Source organism: Candidatus Schmidhempelia bombi str. Bimp (genome assembly GCF_000471645.3).
Taxonomy (GTDB): Bacteria; Pseudomonadota; Gammaproteobacteria; order Enterobacterales; family Orbaceae; genus Utexia; species Utexia bombi.
Genome location: NZ_AWGA01000064.1, coordinates 1 through 18,163 on the forward strand (window position 1 = coordinate 1; position 18,163 = coordinate 18,163).

The window sequence follows — 18,163 nt, forward strand, 5'->3', positions numbered from 1 at the left end:
CCAACTATCGTACGTGAATTTCAGCAAATGATCAGTGCCGAAGCCAAACAACAAATTCTAGAACAAGAAGACGCTTTACCCGATGCAGTCATTGCTTGTGTTGGTGGCGGCTCAAATGCCATCGGTATGTTTGCTCATTTTATTAATGAACCTAGTGTTAAATTAATTGGCGTAGAGCCCGCTGGGCATGGTATAGCTACGGGTCAACACGGTGCCTCACTCAAACACGGCACGTTGGGCATTTACTTTGGCATGAAATCGCCGATGATGCAAACCCAAGAAGGACAAATTGAAGAGTCCTATTCCATTTCAGCTGGATTGGATTTCCCATCCGTGGGGCCACAGCATGCCTATTTAGATAGTATTGGGCGGGCTGAATACGTCTCAATCACCGATGAAGAAGCACTTGATGCCTTTAAAGCGCTATCAGCAAAAGAAGGAATTATACCTGCCTTAGAATCCTCACATGCCTTAGCTTATGCGTTAAAACTTATCAAACAAGCACCAGACAAACCACAACGACTTATCGTAAACTTATCTGGGCGTGGCGATAAAGATATTTTTACGGTTTACGATATTTTAAAGACCAGAGGAGAAATGGTATGAATAACAATTCATCACGCTATCAACAACTATTTAATCATTTAGCTGAACAAAAAAGAGGCGCATTTATACCTTTTGTTAGCATTGGCGATCCTAATCCTCAACTCTCTTATCAAATTATTGACACCCTAGTTGCTGCGGGTGCTGATGCGTTAGAATTAGGTATTCCTTTTTCAGATCCGCTTGCCGATGGACCCACCATTCAAAATGCGAATCTACGGGCATTTGCGGGGGGAATAACCGTCAATCACTGCTTTGATATCATCGCTAAAATTCGACAAAAACATAATGATATCCCTATTGGTCTACTGATTTATGCTAATTTAGTCTTTCGCCGAGGCATTGATAAATTCTATGCCGACTGCGCTAAAGCAGGTGTCGATTCAGTGCTCATTGCCGATGTCCCACTATCTGAATCCCAGCCATTTCGCCAAGCTGCTATCAACCACCATATTGCCCCAATTTTTATTTGCCCGCCCAATGCCGATGATAAAGTCATAAAGACTATCGCTGAATATGGCCAAGGTTATACGTATTTAGTTTCACGAGCAGGGGTCACTGGCAGTGAAAACAAAGCCAAACAACCATTAAATCACTTAATTAAAAAGCTTAAAATGTACGGTGCACCATTACCGATTCAAGGTTTTGGTATTGCTGAGCCAACACAAGTAAAAGCCGCGATTCAAACAGGGGCAGCTGGTGTCATTTCTGGATCAGCAACGGTGAACATCATTGCTGATCATTTGACCAACCCCCCCTTAATGCTCAATAAACTAAGCGAATTTGTAAACCAAATGAAACAAGCGACCCCCATATTGAGCTAACTTAACAATATTAATCCATTATCAAGGTTTATAGCCACAATGGTTTAATTCACTAACGCTAAAGAGCTAAACGATTTAGATCTAGCGAATTAAACCATATTTCTATGATTAACATCATCAATACGATAAACGCTAACGGTTACGTTAAAAAATATAATTAATAACTTAAAAGAAAAAGTTATCTACCAGATTTAACCTAAATGTGCAATTAATGTCAAAAACCTATCAATTAGTTATTTATCACAAAACGCCTCACCTCGCAGGTTACACAGGGTGATGACTGAATTTAGCCAGCTATCGGTCAATAAACAGCAAACGCAATACAAAGTTATATGGATAAAGTAATATCAGAGCTCTGGCGAGTTTACCGAACAAGCAAATCGTAGCGTCAAGAAAATGAGCTTATAGCCCTATCTAAAGGGAATGTTTGTTAATGGAGAATGATAGCCTAAAGCAAGCTGGGTTGATAATAGGCAAAAAATCAAGTTAATCACAGATAATCAATATCGATATAACTTATGTGCATTATGTCGATGTTTAGAAATGCCAAGAAATCGATTTAATTATCAACCACAATTAATCCATAAAAAACAGATAAAAACGCTTAGCGTAAAAGTTAGGCAGGTATTTAGCGACAACTATCAAATCTATGGAGCAAGACCGCTAAAGGCAGCGAGTGCTTAGAAAGCAAAAACATACTCTTATCAAGACGACGAATTGCTCGAATCATGAAAGAAAAGAGTTTGGTGTAAATATCGTGTTGATACAGAAAAAAGCAACGAATCAATAGTTAGTAATCTGCTTAATCGTGATTTTCGGTAGGATAACAACGAAAAATATTTGTGATTGATTTAACTTATGTGAGAGTAAAACAACACTGGCATTACCTTTGTGTGATGGTTGATGTGTGTGATCGGAAAATCGTGGTACGAAATACTGGAAAACAGAAAAATCCTCAACTTGTTATGGATGCTATCAGTCAAATACTCATTAATTCAGTTGCGTTATTTCATTCAGATGGAGGAAAAGCGTTTGATAATTATTTGCTTGATGAGTGTTTAAGCTAATTTAGCATTCAGCATTCGTTAAGCTATGAAGGGGGGCTGTATGATAATACCATTGCTGAAGTGGATTTAAAACGGTGAAAACTGAATTTGTGCCAAAAACAATTTTTGATTCACTTGAACAGCTAAGTTTGCAATTTAATCACTATGAGGATTAGGTTAATGACAACAGGTTTCATTCGTCTTTAAATTGCTGGTCACCAATTGAATATAGAATAAAGCTATGACCTTATCTTTTAGGTACTAAAATATGTAGACATACCATTATCAATTGCAATGATCGCTAACGATTTAATTAAAGGAAAATAAAATCGCTATCTATTATCACAATATACTGTTAATAATAAAGCGTTCAAATCCTGAGCATTCAGACTTATTTTCCTCGTGCAACTCAATAGTTGTCGATAATGTAAGTAACATTTTTGTTGGTTTGATAATATGGTTAATGTTTAAAGAAAATATACATCCTTTGTTTTTCGATTTATGATAGTGGCTGTTTTTTCTTATTCTGTTTTTATTAAAATAATGATGCTTATTGCCCATGTTGCCCTTGCTGTGCCGTTGCCAAAACTATTTGATTATCTGATTCCAGAAGTGCTAGCGAATCAGATCACCGTTGGTACCCGTATAAAAGTCCCTTTTGGTCAGCGATATGATATAGGTATTGTGGTAAATATTGATACGACCACGGAATTTGATATTAACAAGCTGAAAGCAGTCAGTGAAGTAATTGATCATACCTCATTGTTTCCCGATAAATTATGGCAATTATTACTGTGGGCTGTGGATTATTATCATTATCCTATCGGGGAAGTATTATTTCATGCTTTACCCGTCTTATTACGCCAAGGTAAGCCAGCAAGATTTTCTTCAACAACACAGTGGCAACTCTCCGCGAAAGGTAAATTATTCAACGATGATGATTTAAGCCGTTGGCCGCGTCAGCGTCAGTTATTTAAATTACTACAACAAAATACGGATGATGATCTTATTCAGGCAGCTTCATTCTCTCGTAGTATTTATCAAAAACTGCAAGAAAGACAATTAATTGAACAAGTTGAATTACCTTATTATCCGAAAAGCTGGCAAGCGGAAACAGCATGCAATGATAGCCCCTTATCATTAAATGATGAGCAACAGCAAGTCATCGCGGTTATTCAGCCATTACTGACACAATTTAATGTTTGTTTGCTTGATGGGGTCACGGGGTCAGGCAAAACCGAAGTGTATTTACATACGCTGGCGTCTATCCTAGCTAAGGGGCAACAAGCTTTAGTCTTTGTTCCTGAGATAGGTTTAACACCACAAACCATTGCACGATTTAAGACCCGTTTTAATGCGCCGATCGATATCTTACATTCTGGATTGAATGATAAAGAACGTTTACAAGTCTATCTACGTAGTAAAAATGGCGAGAATGCCATTGTTATTGGTACTCGTTCGGCGTTGTTTACGCCGTTTAAACAGTTAGGCTTAATTATTGTTGATGAAGAACATGATACCTCGTATAAACAACAAGAAGGTTGGCGTTATCATGCTCGGGATTTAGCGATTGTTCGAGCTAAGTTGGACAATATTCCCATTATTTTGGGTAGTGCCACCCCTTCGTTAGAGTCATTATATAATGCTAAAATCGGTAAATATCACCATTTAACCTTAACTAAACGTGCTGGAAACGCGGCTTTTGCTGAGCAATCTATTATTGATATTAAAGGGTTACCATTAAAATCGGGCTTGTCTTTACCCTTAATTCAACGTATAAAAACTCATTTAGATTGCCAGCAACAAGTATTACTGTTTTTAAATCGCCGCGGTTTTGCGCCAGTTTTAATCTGCCATGATTGTGGTTGGATCGCTGAATGTCCGCGCTGTGATCGTCCTTTTACTTACCATCAACAGCAGCAGAAACTCAATTGTCACCATTGTGATACGCCGCGATCAATCCCACCACAATGCCCCAAATGTGGTTCAACCCATTTACAAGCGATAGGTTTTGGTACAGAACAAGTAGAACAACAATTAAAGCAATTGTTTCCTGATATTCCTATTAGCCGAATTGATCGCGATTCTACGGCGAAAAAAGGCGCGCTTTCTGATTATTTGACCCAAATAAACCAAGGACAAGCTCATATCTTAGTCGGCACACAGATCTTAGCTAAGGGGCACCATTTTCCTAATGTTACCTTAGTCGGTATTATTGATGTCGATGGCGCCCTATTTGCCAGTGATTTTCGGGCTACGGAGCGTTTTGCTCAGCTTTATATACAAGTTGCTGGGCGAGCGGGAAGAGAGCAAAAATCAGGTGAAGTGATATTGCAAACCCATCATCCAGAGCATCCATTACTAAAAGTATTGCTTGAACAAGGCTACCCAACTTTTGCTACGCAAGCATTGATTGAACGCCAAGCAACCTTACTGCCGCCATTTAGTTATCAAATAGTGATCCGTGCTGCTGATAAAAATAATCAAGCAGCCCCAAAGTTTTTGGCTCATGTTAGTGATTGGCTAAAACAGTATAGTGATGATGCTTCCTTATGGATCTTTGGCCCTGCTACCGCTAATCAACCCAAAAGAGCCGGTTATTATCGTTGGCAATTATTATTGCAACATCCTAATCGGCGTAAGTTTCAATCGATAATAAAAGAGCTGTGCCTAGCGATGACACAATGGTCAGAAATGCATACCATACGTTGGAGTATTGATGTTGATCCTATTGAAATGTAACGGATATCTTAGCGATATAATCAACCATTATTTCTACCATAAAGTTAGCTAGGCTGAATAAGATCGTTATACTCTAATTAAAATTATACTGAATTAACATAAATTTTTATGTTTATTCAGTAGTGATGATTGTAAATAGCGTACCTTTATAATCGTGAGCCTAGTCGATAAGTTTGATATTTTTAATATCATCAGCCTATATGATATATTGGTTAACTTATCAACTGTAGTAGTATATATAATCAACTTTAGTCCTTTTAATCATCAACGTGATTGGGGAAAGTTACTTATCTATCGACAAGGAAAGCGTTTCATGAAAAACATAGTTATTGGTTTTATCCTCCCCTTTTTATTATCAGGATGTGCCTATTTTTCTGAACAACCCCCGCGTTACTCATCAAAAGCGATACCCGATTTAGTTTGGATTACACAAGTTATCGAATTACCACTAGAAAATTCAGATAAGAACGCTAATTACTCCCAATTGGTTAATCCTAAAAAATATCAATATGCGGTAAAAGATCAATATGAACGACATTTCATTATTATTGAAATTGCTCAGCAAGCTGATTATAAAGTGGGAGAATGTGCGATCCGTTGGTGGGATCGTCGAGATAAAACCTACCCTCGATTAAATAAAACTGGTCCAAAATGTGCATTATTATCAAAAGAAATGGAGATGAATAAACCACCTGTTAATCAGCAATCGACGGCCAAGTTAAAACGAGCAGCCTTACTTAATAGTTGGTTAGATACACATGAGTCCGCTATTATTCGCACTTGGGGTAAACCAGATAAAGTTGAGCAAATTGGCGATGATCGCTACCTTGAATATATTTATAAACGCACAACCAGCGGGGCAACCAAAAAAATTTCCACCTCTAAAACGTGGATATGTAAAACCCGCTGGCAAATCAAAAAAGATCATCTATTTTCTTATGCAGAAACGGGGAACGCCTGTTATTAATCGTATCGTTTAGATGGCATAAATAGTTAGTATTTACTATTTATGTTCTCTATTGTTAATGTTTGATGCATTAACGGTCAATATTTGATCGTTTATGATAAGTTTTACGTTTACCTATGCGGTGATCAATCACGACTTCGCGTGTGGATAATTTAAAATGTTAGTTGCGCGTAGTTAAGATCATTATTCAATTTACTATGTATCAATAGAGCGGTTACTAGCCATCTTTTAGGCGATTTGTCTCATATTTACTATAAATATGATTCACCTATCGATCCTTTTCTAGAAAGTAATCACAAGAGATAAAAATAAACATTAGGGTTTAATGCTTACCATTACCGCACTTATTATAAATAGTCTATGCTCAAGTTAAGTTCATTTATTTAATAAAAAAGTCGCTTGTCATTTATTTATGACTATTACCACTGCTTGGTTTAATTTAAAGAGTAACAGTATGCCCAATGACTAAAGATAAGGCGTTAACCGCTTATCGTATTAAAATTTTTGGATTTAGCTCGCGCTTTTTATCATTAGATGTCGCCAATATAATTGATTCATACCATACTAAAAATAGGATTTATTTAATGGGTTAAGCTTAATAATGAAAAAACATAAAGCGGTCACTATGCAAGATATTGCTAAATTCGCCAATGTTTCGGTCGCAACCGTTTCGCGCGTTTTAAATACGCCAACGAAAACCTCTCGCTTTTCCAGAAACAAAGTTATCCAAGCGATTAACGAACTGAATTATGATACCAAAGCATTAATTAAACCTTACCATATGGTGCATCATAATAAAAAAATATTGGTAATAGATAATCAATATCTAACTGGCGGGATGATAAATCGAGGTATTGAACATAAAGCTTATGAATTAGGATATAAATTACTTTACTTACGTTTTCTCTATTTTAATCAACAAGAAATCCAACAAATTATTACTTATACCATTCATCATCAAATTGAAGGGATTATACTTATTAATGATTGCCCTTATCTGCAACAACTTGAGCAATATTGCGAGGCTCTGCCACCGATTATTTTACTTAACCACTATTCTCGTTACTTATCTTGTGTTTATTTTGACCATTTATCCATTGCTTATCAGGCAACAAATTATTTTATTAATCAAGGTCATAAACATATTGCTTGTCTAATCGGATTACCACATAAGCAAAGTACTCAATATTTAGTTGAAGGCTACCAACTGGCTTTAAAGCGTGCGGCGATTAAGCCAAATAACGCCTTTTTGCACTATCAGTGCGTTGATTTTGACTCCGCACAATCTTTGTTTAAAACCTTATCACAACAACCGATCGTACCAACGGCTATTTTTTGCTATGATAATAGCTGTTTGAATTACGATGATCACTATCAGTCATCATCTTATCAGCCCAATCAAACGCCAACTTATCTCGATGAAAATAGTATTATTAATGGCCTATTAACTCAGGTCAAAAAACAGCACTATATAATCCCCCAACAATTATCTTTAATTGCAACTTTACCGCAAATTAATCATCAAACGCTTACTGAACCTCAGGTAACGTATATACATAAACCCATGTATCAAATGGGACAACAAGGATTACTATTATTGTTATCATTGATCAACAAACCAGCTAAACAATATCAATCGATTATTATTAATAGTGATCTGATTATTCGCCATTCGGTTACAAATAAAAATCAATAACTTAGTTATACTTTTTCTATCGCATTTCATAGTGATTTATTGCATACTAATACAAGGATTATATAAAAACTAGGTAATAATATGGAACTTCTCTGTCCAGCAGGATCCTTGCCTGCTTTAAAAACCGCTATTGATAATGGTGCTGATGCCGTTTATATCGGTTTGAAAGATGATACAAATGCTCGTCACTTTGCGGGACTTAACTTTACAGACAAAAAACTTGATGAAGCGTCGACGTATGTTCATCAACATGGTAAAAAATTACATATTGCAATAAATACTTTTGCCCATCCCGATAAGTTTAACCGTTGGCAACATGCTGTTGATATGGCAGCGCAAATTGGCGCTGATGCCTTAATTTTGGCGGATTTGGCGATGCTTGACTATGCCGCTGAAAAATACCCACATATTGAACGTCATGTTTCAGTACAAGCTTCAGCAACCAATCTAGAAGCCATTAAATTTTATCAACGTAATTTTGATGTACATCGTGTGGTTCTGCCTCGTGTGTTATCTATGCATCAAGTTAAACAATTATCACGGGTGACGCCAGTACCTTTAGAAGTGTTTGCGTTTGGTAGTTTGTGTATTATGGCTGAGGGGCGTTGTTACCTTTCCTCTTATTTAACTGGTGAATCGCCAAATACCGTTGGCGCCTGTTCCCCAGCAAAATTTGTTCGTTGGCAACAAACCGAAAAAGGACTTGAATCACGATTAAATAATGTATTAATTGATTGCCATAAACAGGGTGAAAACGCGGGGTATCCAACCCTATGTAAAGGGCGATATTTTGTGAATAATACGTTATATCATCCGATTGAAGAACCAACTAGCCTCAACACCATTGAGTTGTTACCGGAACTCTTTGCCGCGAATATTGCCTCTGTTAAAATTGAAGGGAGACAGCGCAGTCCCGCTTATGTCGCCCAAGTTACCCAAGTTTGGCGTCAAGCGATTGATCGCTACCTTGCCAATCCAAATCAGTTTAATGCTGAGAAAAAATGGATGGAGACATTAGGTTCTGTTTCTGAGGGAACACAAACCACCTTAGGTGCTTATCACCGCAAATGGCAATAGTTGCTAATTTAATCAACAAAAAGAATCAAAACAGGTAAAAGACGCAATGAAGTATGCATTAGGACCTTTATTATATTACTGGCCAAAAGAGAAAACCGAGCAGTTTTATTCTGCTGCTTGCGAAAGCAGCGCCGATATTATCTATTTAGGCGAAACGGTTTGCACCAAACGTCGTGAACTGAAAGTCGCGAATTGGATTGATCTAGCTAAACAGTTATCCAAAACAGGGAAACAAATTGTTATTTCTACCTTAGCGCTGCTTGAGGCACCATCAGAATTAAACGAACTACGTCAGTATGTTGAAAACGGTGATTTTGTGATTGAAGCCAATGATTTAGCGGCGGTTAATTTAGCTTACGAAAATAACCTCCCTTTTGTCGCTGGTCCAGCCTTGAATTGCTATAATGCCTATACCCTTAAATTATTACATAAACAAGGGATGATACGTTGGTGTATGCCGGTTGAATTATCGAGAGATTGGTTAAACAATGTCGTTAATCAATTAGACACATTAGGGCTTAAACAGCGCTTTGAAATAGAAGTCTTTGGTTATGGCTATTTACCGTTAGCTTATTCAGCTCGCTGCTTTACCGCTCGCTCCGAAAATCGCCCTAAAGATCAGTGTGGGCTTTGTTGTATTAATTACCCTCAAGGTCGAGAGGTTTTTTCACAAGAACAACAAAAAGTATTTGTGTTAAATGGTATCCAAACCCAAAGTGGCTACTGTTATAATCTTGGCAATAATTTAGTTGAGATGAAAGCGTTGGTTGATATTGTGCGGATCTCACCCACTAGCCTTGAGACACTGAACATAATTGATCAGTTTCGACAAAACGAAGAAGGCAAACAGCCACTTGATATTGAATCAAATCGTGACTGTAATGGTTATTGGAATGGTATTGCAGGGCTTGCGTTACAATCATGATGTTTGATGCCATTCGATTCCGTGATGATTTTCCCGCATTAAGTACTGGGCAAGTTTATCTTGATAGCGCCGCTACGGCATTAAAACCGCAGCCAATGATTACAGCGACCAGCGATTATTACCGTCAAGATACAGCGAATGCTTATCGTAGTTTATATCAACAAGCACAGCGAACAACCCAGCAAATTGAAACCACACGGCAAAGGGTGGCTGAATTGATCCATGCCACAAGTCCGCAACAAATTATTTGGACTAAAGGTGCCACTGAATCGGTAAATTTAGTCGCCCAAAGTTATGCCCGCTATACACTGAAAGCGGGCGATGAAATTATTGTCAGTGAGCTGGAACATCATAGCAATCTGATTCCATGGTTAATCGTTGCCGAACAAACGGGGGCGAAAGTCATAAAATGGGCGTTAAATGACAATCATCAACTGGATATTGCCGGCTTAAAACAGTGTATCAGTGATAAAACACAAATCGTTGCGGTAACGCAAATGTCAAATGTCACTGGCTACCAACCCGACTTAGCCGAAATCGTAAAGATTGTCCATGCAAATAAGGCGGTTATCGTTGTCGATGGTGCGCAAGGAATTCTTCATTCACCGATCGATGTTGCCAGTTTAGATATCGATTTCTATCTTTTTTCGGCGCATAAGCTATATGGTCCAACAGGTCTAGGGGCGTTATATGTAAAAGCCGATAAATTATCTCAGTTAGCGGTATGGCATGGAGGGGGCAAAATGTTAAAAACGGCTTCTTTTAGTGGATTTGAGCCGCAATTAGCACCAGAAAAATTTGAGGCAGGGACGCCAAATATTGCCGCAATTATTGGATTTGGTGCCACATTAAACTGGTTAAAACAGTGGGATCGTTTGGCGGCTGAAGCTTATACGTTATCTTTAGCACAGCAAGCGGAACAAGATTTGCAATCCATCTCTGGTTTTATCAGCTATCGCGCTACAACGAGTCCTATATTGTCTTTTAATATTGAGCACATACATCATAGTGATATGGCGGTTTTATTAGCTGAACAAAAGGTTGCTGTTCGCACGGGTGAACTTTGTGCTCAACCGTTGATGAGAAGATTAAATTGTAGCGGTGTTATCCGAGCGGCTTTCGCCCCCTATAATAATCAGCAAGATGTATTACGATTGGTTAATGCGGTGCATACTGCATTAGACATTTTGAGGTAAAATTAGGTTATGAACGCACTAAATATAACAGAACATCAATTAGTTGAGCAGTTCGCTCAACAACCTACATGGCAAGATCGATATCGTCAGCTAATTGCATTATCTAAACACTTACCACCGCTAGCGGTAGAAGATAAAAACGCGCATTATCATATTAATGGCTGTGAAAATAATGTTTGGCTAAAAGTAACGCGTCATCATGATGGACGATTTCATCTTAGTGCTGATAGCGATGGACGAATTGTTAAAGGATTATTAGCGATCTTAGTTATTTTAGTGGATGGCAAAACCGCAGAGCAAATAACCCAGATCCCGTTTAGTGATATTTTTCATCAATTAAAAATCGATACAGAACTCAGTGAATCCCGTTTAGTTGGTCTAAATAAGTTAATCGAGGAGATCCGGCAAGCGGTGGCACAGCAAAATAGTTAATTTAATAAGAAGAATATCAAGATAAGTGTATCGATGTTATCTATTGTTCTATATTTTGTTACTTTAATGAGATAGGACACTCGCTGAAACGGTGGTGCTGAATGATAAAAATCAAGGCTTAGCTAGATACTAAGCCTTGGTAATTTTGTTTATTTTATATATTCAAAGGCGGTAACCACTAATTTGACCCCCGCAACTTTACGGGCAATCTCCGTGGCGCTTTTTGCTTCTTCGGGAGTAACAATCCCCATTAAGAATACTTCGCCATTTTCTGTTACCACTTTTATATTACGCGCTTTGGTTTGCTTATTCGCAATCAGTTGTGATTTTACATTGGCCGTAATCAGAGCATCATTGGTTAATGTCGCGCCGCCAATGCGTGGCGCGATACGAATTTGTGTATACACTTTACCTACGCCGTCAACCTGACTCACTACCTGTTCAGCAGTAAGGATTTGTTTTTTATTTTGCGCTTGGCCAGTTAATAGGACATTACCATTATAAGCGCTACCAATAATACGTGCACCAGTAAGTTGCGCGCGGTGCTCCTTAATCGCAATCCCTACCCGTGATGATAGTGTGGTATCATCAACTTGAGTACCAATTGTTCTTGGATCTAACGCGGTTTTTGTCGTCACGGCGGCACCAGTACCTAACGCGATAACAGCACAACCTGACAATCCTAATATCATTGGGACGATAGAAATAACCAGCAACATCTTTTTGCGTATCATATTTTCACCTTTTATCGCTATTCTTTAAACATAAATAGTGCTTGTTCAATTAACTCACACAAGCAATTTAATACGAGCTGATGAATTTCTTCAACACGTACTTTTTTATTTGATGGTACTCGGATCTCCAAATCTTGTTGTCCCAATAATCCCATGAGTTCACCGCCTTCGCCGCCCGTTAAAGCAATAATCGTCATATCTTTGATCACGGCCTCTTCTACTGCGCGGATCACACCACTACTATTACCTAATGGGGAAATAGCCATAAGAATATCGCCACTTTGTCCTAAAGCTTGAACTTGTTTTGCATAGACTTCCGCATGATAACCATGATCAGCAATCGCACTCATCACCACATTATCACAGACAAGAGAAATCGCTGGAATGCTTGGCCTTTCGACGTCAACACAATCAATTAATTTTGCGGTGAAGTTCTGGGCGTTGGCCGCCGAAGCGCCGTTGCCGCAGACTAAAATTTTATTGCCGTTGAGTAATGCCTCAACCAATTTAGTCCCAGCTTTTTCAATAATTGCGGTCAACGCATCAGCAGTGACAATTTGTGTTTGAATACTTTCAGTAAAATAGTTTTTAATTAGATCCTGCACGTATTTTATCCATTATTTATTATTTCTAACCCAAAGGCATTGGTAATCCAATTATACTGGTTACCCGTTACGGCAAAAATATCAAACCGGCATGCCACATCATCAATACTTAATGAATGAGCGTGTAACCAACTGATGGCCGTTAATAAAATTTTACGTTGTTTATACTTATCCACCGTGGCTTCAGCTAAACCAAAACGGCTGGTTTGACGATAACGCACTTCAATAAAGACCCAATATTCACCATCTCGCATAATTAGGTCAATTTCACCTAAAGCACATTGGCTATTACGCGTCACCAGCACCAACCCTTTTGCCTGTAAGTACTGACAAGCTAGCGTTTCATAATAATAACCTAGTTGCTGCTTAGCTGATCGATTAATTGAATATCCCCTTTATGATACCTACTCCATATTAGTTGACGCTGAATTTCACAATCAGAATCAACAAAGATTTTACCCGTTAACCCATCTTCTAATACTGGATTTTGCTGAGAACGAAGTTTATCAAAATGATTGGCTAAACGCCACGCATCCATCCCCATTGCATAAAGACGCACTAAACTATAATCTTGTTGAATATTGCTAGGTAACTGTGAATAAATCGTATTATTATTCATTAATAGGGGAATATCGCTAAATTGCATACCTTCCATTTCAAGTCGATAATCGGTGGTAGTATTCGCACTATGACTACGCGAACTGGAATAAAGAGGCGGAACAGCAACATTAGTTTCCATTTTCGTTTTGACTTTGTTGCCTGTCGTGTTCATCTCTAACATTGGCTTGATAAAATCTAGTTCTTCTTGCGTGGCAAAAACATAGATAGCATCGATATCACTAGTAGGCATAAGTGTATCTGATGAGGTATTAATCAAATTAGTTTTTAATAATTGACCTTCTACTTTTAACCCAATCCCTGTGTTCATTTGCTGCTTCAACTGTGCTGCGGATGAAAAATATTGGACATAAACAGGACCGGCAGCTGCGGCATACCAACTAGTAGCAAATGCCTTAGCCGCACGACGCCCAACCGCATTATCGGTTGTGATGATCAGTGGCACATGTTTATTTTGTCCCATGATATGTTTTGCGGCATCAATCGCTTCTTCTTCAGGCGATAATGCAAAGTAACAGATAGTGTTATTGCTAGGAAATAGGGTCAAATGCTGATCATGTACTTTATTTAATGCTAATACTGGTAATGATGGGTTGGAACGCGTTAGATTAACCACATCATTTTTAAGCAGAGGCCCTACAATAAGTTGTGCTCCTTGCTGTTTTGCTTGCGAAAGTATCGATGGTAATGAATCAGCAGTGGTATCAAATACTTGTATATTTTGCCGATTTTCATCAGGATAAAAATTGGCCGCATCCATATAGCCCGCTCTTATGGCTTCACCAAAAACTTTCGATGTCCCAGTTAATGGTAATAGTAGTGCGACATTACTTGCATGGCTGCCCTCATCATTTGCTGCTATATTTTGCTTTATACCAAAAATGGCATTTTTTACATACATCACCGCAGGGTGAGTAGGATATTGAATCTGCCAATCAGATATTGCTTTGCTTATGCGTCGGTGCCGTTCTTGCTCTGAAAGATCGGGGATCACGGTTTCCGTTTCGCCCTCACTATTGATCTGATTGATCGGTTCAACCATTAAACTTTGACGATAAATGTACACCAGTTGAATCCAGCCTTGTAAATTTAATTCATTCGCATAAACCACGATATTTTGTAGATCATTATCCGATAGCGAATTAAAAAACTGCCATGTTTGATTAATAACCGATTGCTTTAATGATGGTGTAGAGAAGGTTTCTAATGCCATATAATCGCTAGCTTGTGCATTAATATCGCGGTTTTGTTGATCTTGAAGTAATTTGATCTGGTAATAGCGGAATTTTTGTTGCACATTTAGGGTATTGGCGTCAATAACGGCTAAGTTAAAGGGCTGTTGTTGTTTAATCGCCAATTCAGCATGAATTAATTGTTTCTCTTTTTGTTGTTCTGCATTTAACGAAGTATGTAACGTGGCGAGCTGATTCTCAGCATCAGTTAAGCGATTTTCAGCTAATAATGCTCGAATTAACATTAATTGGAGATCCACCTTCGTTGAACCTTTAGCATTTTGTAATAACTGCCGATAATAAGCTGAACTATTATTTGGGTTATAAACCACCGTTTGTCTTGCTGTTGCTTCAGTAGATGAGGATTGATCTAGATTACAGCCAACCGATAATAATACTAATTGGATAGTAATCACCGCTTTTATCCAATAATTCAACGAAATAATGACCTGTTTTCCTGACATATTTAGCTAATCCCTATACTATAACTTTTATAATTATATTGACCATTTAACAGACAATAGTTGCCTACCTGATACACGCATAGCACATTATATCGTATATTAGTCATTCCCTGTATCCTGTTTTTACGACTTATTTAATTTGTTGTGGTATTTGACTACCCCAAATTCGTTGTACATGCACCGTTATCTCTTCGCGATCATGATATAGCTGTTTAGCCTGAATAATAACGTGTATTCCACGTTGATTTAGCGCTTCGGTTAAATAATGTAAATTTGACTTTACTTCTTCATAACGCTTTTTCATCGGTAATTTTAAATTAAAAATGGCTTCTCGACACCATCCATTAATTAACCATTTTGCCATCAACTCAGCCACTTTTGCTGGTTTCTCAACCATATCGCAAACCAGCCAATAAATATTAAGGCGTTTTGGTTCAAATTTAAAACCATCTTCCCGATAATGTTTTACTTGGCCTGTTTCCATTAATTTAGGGTGCATAGCACCATTATCAACCGCACTGACCATCATACTACGTTTGACGAGTTGATAAGTCCATCCCCCTGGGCAAGCCCCTAAATCAACTGCATGCATGCCAGGGGCTAAACGTTCCTCCCATTCAGGATAAGGAATAAAGACATAGAAGGCTTCTTCTAGTTTTAAGGTCGAACGACTAGGGGCATCTGCGGGGAATTTTAGCCGTGGTATCCCCATATAAAAAGGCGAATTATTTTTACCCAATGAGTAACCAACATAACAACAGTCACTTGCAATAAATAAAACATGAATGACGGGTTTAGTTCGGTTTTCCGTTTTAAGCAGTAAACGTCGTTGTCGTAGCGCCTGACGTAACGGTACCGTAAATTTTCGACAAAAACCAGCCAGCGCTTTCCCTTCATTGGTGTCTGCGACTTCAACCCGCACTTCGCCTGCGCCGTACACCAACCCATCTAAGGCATTAATAATTGGCGTAATGCGATCCTCACTGGGTAACGCGTCTAATAAATCGCCAGCGACAAACATTTGTCGTGCAAAAATCAACGTGGTGAAAGCAATTTTGGATACGAGTTGTTCTGCCTCTTGCGCTTGATAGCATTCGAAAATAACGTAGGCACTGTGCGCTTTTACCCGAGCAAAACCATAAATACCCAAGGCGCTTGCTCTATCGGTAATTTCTGCGGCGCACTCTTTTTCAAAGCCTGAACGGCAATATAAAATCACTTTATTTAATGTTTGCATATTCAAATAAAATATCTATAAACTTACTAAAAAATAATGGGCATTAGTTTGCGCGATAGCTAAATAATTGTCACGCTTTTTCATTATTTATCTCTTTTTATTACGCCTATATAAAATTGATCATAATCAATTGATTATTAAATTAATTTCACTTTTTTAATTACTACTAGCCACAAATTACACAAAGCATTACAATAGCAGCCGCTAAAATCGCGGATTTAAAACCGTTTTCATTTTAACATTACAACAACGAGTGATTGATGAGCAAAAAATTACATATTAAAACTTGGGGTTGCCAGATGAATGAATATGATTCATCAAAAATGGCCGACCTCTTAGCCGCAACGCATGGTTATCAACTTACTGACGATGCTGACGACGCCGATTTATTATTACTAAATACCTGTTCAATTCGTGAAAAAGCACAAGAAAAAGTGTTTCATCAGTTAGGACGCTGGAAGAATGTCAAACAAAAAAGACCTGACGTGATTATTGGCGTTGGTGGTTGTGTTGCCTCACAAGAAGGGGATCATATTCGTCAACGTGCGCCATTTGTGGATATTATTTTTGGTCCGCAAACGTTCCATCGTTTACCGGAAATGATTAAACAAGTACAACAGACTCATGGTCATGTTGTTGATGTCAGTTTTCCTGAAATTGAAAAGTTCGACCGTTTACCAGAACCGCGTAGTGAAGGTCCAACGGCTTTTGTCTCTATCATGGAAGGTTGCAATAAATATTGTACTTATTGTGTTGTACCTTATACACGTGGTGAAGAAGTGAGCCGCCCATGTGATGATGTATTATTTGAAATTGCTCAACTCGCTGAGCAAGGCGTACGTGAAGTCAATTTGTTAGGACAAAATGTTAATGCTTATCGTGGCGCCACGTATGATGGTGGTATATGTAGTTTTGCCGAACTATTACGTTTAGTTGCCGCAATAGATGGTATTGATCGTATTCGTTTTACCACCAGTCATCCAATTGAATTTACGGATGATATCATTGAGGTTTACACCGATACGCCCGAATTGGTTAGCTTCTTACATCTACCCGTACAAAGTGGTTCCGATCGCGTATTAACGATGATGAAACGTTCACATACGGCCTTAGAGTATAAATCCATTATTCGTAAATTACATAAAGCCCGTCCAGGAATTCAAATTAGTTCAGACTTTATTGTTGGTTTCCCTGGGGAAACTCAAGAAGACTTTGAACAGACCATGAAGTTAATCGCTGATGTGAATTTTGACTTAAGTTATAGTTTTATCTATTCAGCTAGACCGGGAACGCCTGCTGCCGATATGCCGGATGATGTCTCCGAAGAGGAGAAAAAACAGCGTTTGTATTTGTTACAACAACGAATTAATCAACAAGCGATGCAATATAGCCGCAAAATGTTGCATACCGTACAACGTATTTTAGTCGAAGGCACATCCAAAAAAGATATTATGGAACTTTCGGGACGCACTGAAAATAACCGTGTGGTTAATTTCCCAGGTACGCCTGATATGATTGGTCAATTTGTTGATGTTGAAATTATCGAAGTGTATCCGAATTCGTTACGTGGTAAAGTGATTCGAACAGAGAAAGAAATGGGCTTACGTGTTGATCAATCACCACAACAAGTGATAGCCCGAACACGTAAAGAAAATGAGCTAGGTGTCGGTGTCTATATTCCTGAGTAAATGGAATTGCGCCCCAAAACGCATAGTAAATTGTGATATAACGGTTTATTGATCGCGTTTTATAAACAAAATGCCAA

Annotated in this window: 16 protein-coding genes; 11 read left to right on the forward strand and 5 right to left on the reverse strand. The window is 38.3% G+C overall.

The genetic code is table 11. The annotated features are described in order from the left end of the window. The 10 genes from O970_RS06590 to csdE all read left to right on the forward strand — a co-directional run. A partial coding sequence (locus O970_RS06590; protein ID WP_024496332.1) for a pyridoxal-phosphate dependent enzyme occupies positions 1-606 on the forward strand: 606 nt, incomplete at its 5' end. After that, positions 603-1,427, forward strand: a complete 825-nt coding sequence (trpA, locus tag O970_RS06595; protein ID WP_024496333.1) for a tryptophan synthase subunit alpha — start codon at positions 603-605, stop codon at positions 1,425-1,427. The genes O970_RS06590 and trpA, both read left to right, overlap by 4 nt. A gap of 842 nt (positions 1,428-2,269) precedes the next feature. Further along, positions 2,270-2,494, forward strand: coding sequence for a transposase family protein (locus O970_RS06600; protein ID WP_166667091.1), 225 nt, complete (start codon positions 2,270-2,272; stop codon positions 2,492-2,494). A 525-nt stretch (positions 2,495-3,019) separates the two neighbouring features. Next, positions 3,020-5,215 (forward strand): primosomal protein N', encoded by a 2,196-nt coding sequence (gene priA, locus O970_RS06605; protein WP_024496334.1) that lies wholly within the window; start codon positions 3,020-3,022, stop codon positions 5,213-5,215. A 313-nt stretch (positions 5,216-5,528) separates the two neighbouring features. Then, the gene (locus O970_RS06610) at positions 5,529-6,182 is read left to right on the forward strand and encodes a hypothetical protein (protein WP_024496335.1); all 654 of its coding nucleotides are present in this window, start codon (positions 5,529-5,531) and stop codon (positions 6,180-6,182) included. Positions 6,183-6,783: 601 nt separating this feature from the next. Further along, positions 6,784-7,878 (forward strand): LacI family DNA-binding transcriptional regulator, encoded by a 1,095-nt coding sequence (locus O970_RS06615; RefSeq protein ID WP_024496336.1) that lies wholly within the window; start codon positions 6,784-6,786, stop codon positions 7,876-7,878. Positions 7,879-7,959: 81 nt separating this feature from the next. Beyond that, positions 7,960-8,955: a ubiquinone anaerobic biosynthesis protein UbiU gene (gene ubiU, locus O970_RS06620; protein ID WP_024496337.1), complete on the forward strand. Its 996-nt coding sequence runs from the start codon at positions 7,960-7,962 to the stop codon at positions 8,953-8,955. A 46-nt stretch (positions 8,956-9,001) separates the two neighbouring features. Next, positions 9,002-9,880: a U32 family peptidase gene (locus O970_RS06625; protein ID WP_024496338.1), complete on the forward strand. Its 879-nt coding sequence runs from the start codon at positions 9,002-9,004 to the stop codon at positions 9,878-9,880. Beyond that, complete coding sequence (csdA, locus tag O970_RS06630) at positions 9,874-11,076, forward strand: cysteine desulfurase CsdA (RefSeq protein ID WP_105291847.1); 1,203 nt, start codon at positions 9,874-9,876, stop codon at positions 11,074-11,076. Before O970_RS06625 ends, csdA begins: the two co-directional genes overlap by 7 nt. A gap of 9 nt (positions 11,077-11,085) precedes the next feature. Next, on the forward strand, positions 11,086-11,508 hold the full coding sequence (gene csdE / locus O970_RS06635) for a cysteine desulfurase sulfur acceptor subunit CsdE (protein ID WP_024496340.1): 423 nt from the start codon (positions 11,086-11,088) through the stop codon (positions 11,506-11,508). A gap of 149 nt (positions 11,509-11,657) precedes the next feature. On the opposite strand, the gene dolP is transcribed toward csdE, so the two are convergent. The 5 genes from dolP to rlmM all read right to left on the reverse strand — a co-directional run bounded on the left by dolP (position 11,658) and on the right by rlmM (position 16,398). Continuing rightward, positions 11,658-12,242 (reverse strand): division/outer membrane stress-associated lipid-binding lipoprotein, encoded by a 585-nt coding sequence (gene dolP, locus O970_RS06640; RefSeq protein WP_024496341.1) that lies wholly within the window; start codon positions 12,240-12,242, stop codon positions 11,658-11,660. A 17-nt stretch (positions 12,243-12,259) separates the two neighbouring features. Continuing rightward, positions 12,260-12,847, reverse strand: a complete 588-nt coding sequence (locus tag O970_RS06645; protein ID WP_024496342.1) for an SIS domain-containing protein — start codon at positions 12,845-12,847, stop codon at positions 12,260-12,262. Between the two features lie 5 nt (positions 12,848-12,852). Then, positions 12,853-13,230: a YraN family protein gene (locus O970_RS06650; protein ID WP_036562905.1), complete on the reverse strand. Its 378-nt coding sequence runs from the start codon at positions 13,228-13,230 to the stop codon at positions 12,853-12,855. Next, entirely contained in the window at positions 13,203-15,161 is a 1,959-nt protein-coding gene (locus tag O970_RS06655) for a penicillin-binding protein activator (protein ID WP_024496343.1), read from the reverse strand. Before O970_RS06655 ends, O970_RS06650 begins: the two co-directional genes overlap by 28 nt. 130 nt (positions 15,162-15,291) lie before the next feature. Beyond that, positions 15,292-16,398, reverse strand: coding sequence for a 23S rRNA (cytidine(2498)-2'-O)-methyltransferase RlmM (gene rlmM / locus O970_RS06660; RefSeq protein WP_024496344.1), 1,107 nt, complete (start codon positions 16,396-16,398; stop codon positions 15,292-15,294). A gap of 260 nt (positions 16,399-16,658) precedes the next feature. Here rlmM and miaB point away from each other — a divergent pair, with 260 nt between their 5' ends. Then, positions 16,659-18,086, forward strand: a complete 1,428-nt coding sequence (gene miaB / locus O970_RS06665; protein ID WP_024496345.1) for a tRNA (N6-isopentenyl adenosine(37)-C2)-methylthiotransferase MiaB — start codon at positions 16,659-16,661, stop codon at positions 18,084-18,086. Positions 18,087-18,163 lie beyond the last annotated feature (77 nt).

Bases quoted from the DNA above. Each gene is read 5' to 3' on its own strand.
- trpA (WP_024496333.1), top strand. From the start codon at position 603: ATGAATAACAATTCATCACGCTATCAACAACTATTTAATCATTTAGCT.
- priA (WP_024496334.1), top strand. From the start codon at position 3,020: ATGCTTATTGCCCATGTTGCCCTTGCTGTGCCGTTGCCAAAACTATTT.
- O970_RS06610 (WP_024496335.1), top strand. From the start codon at position 5,529: ATGAAAAACATAGTTATTGGTTTTATCCTCCCCTTTTTATTATCAGGA.
- O970_RS06615 (WP_024496336.1), top strand. From the start codon at position 6,784: ATGAAAAAACATAAAGCGGTCACTATGCAAGATATTGCTAAATTCGCC.
- ubiU (WP_024496337.1), top strand. From the start codon at position 7,960: ATGGAACTTCTCTGTCCAGCAGGATCCTTGCCTGCTTTAAAAACCGCT.
- O970_RS06625 (WP_024496338.1), top strand. From the start codon at position 9,002: ATGAAGTATGCATTAGGACCTTTATTATATTACTGGCCAAAAGAGAAA.
- csdE (WP_024496340.1), top strand. From the start codon at position 11,086: ATGAACGCACTAAATATAACAGAACATCAATTAGTTGAGCAGTTCGCT.
- dolP (WP_024496341.1), bottom strand. From the start codon at position 12,242: ATGATACGCAAAAAGATGTTGCTGGTTATTTCTATCGTCCCAATGATA.
- O970_RS06655 (WP_024496343.1), bottom strand. From the start codon at position 15,161: ATGTCAGGAAAACAGGTCATTATTTCGTTGAATTATTGGATAAAAGCG.
- rlmM (WP_024496344.1), bottom strand. From the start codon at position 16,398: ATGCAAACATTAAATAAAGTGATTTTATATTGCCGTTCAGGCTTTGAA.
- miaB (WP_024496345.1), top strand. From the start codon at position 16,659: ATGAGCAAAAAATTACATATTAAAACTTGGGGTTGCCAGATGAATGAA.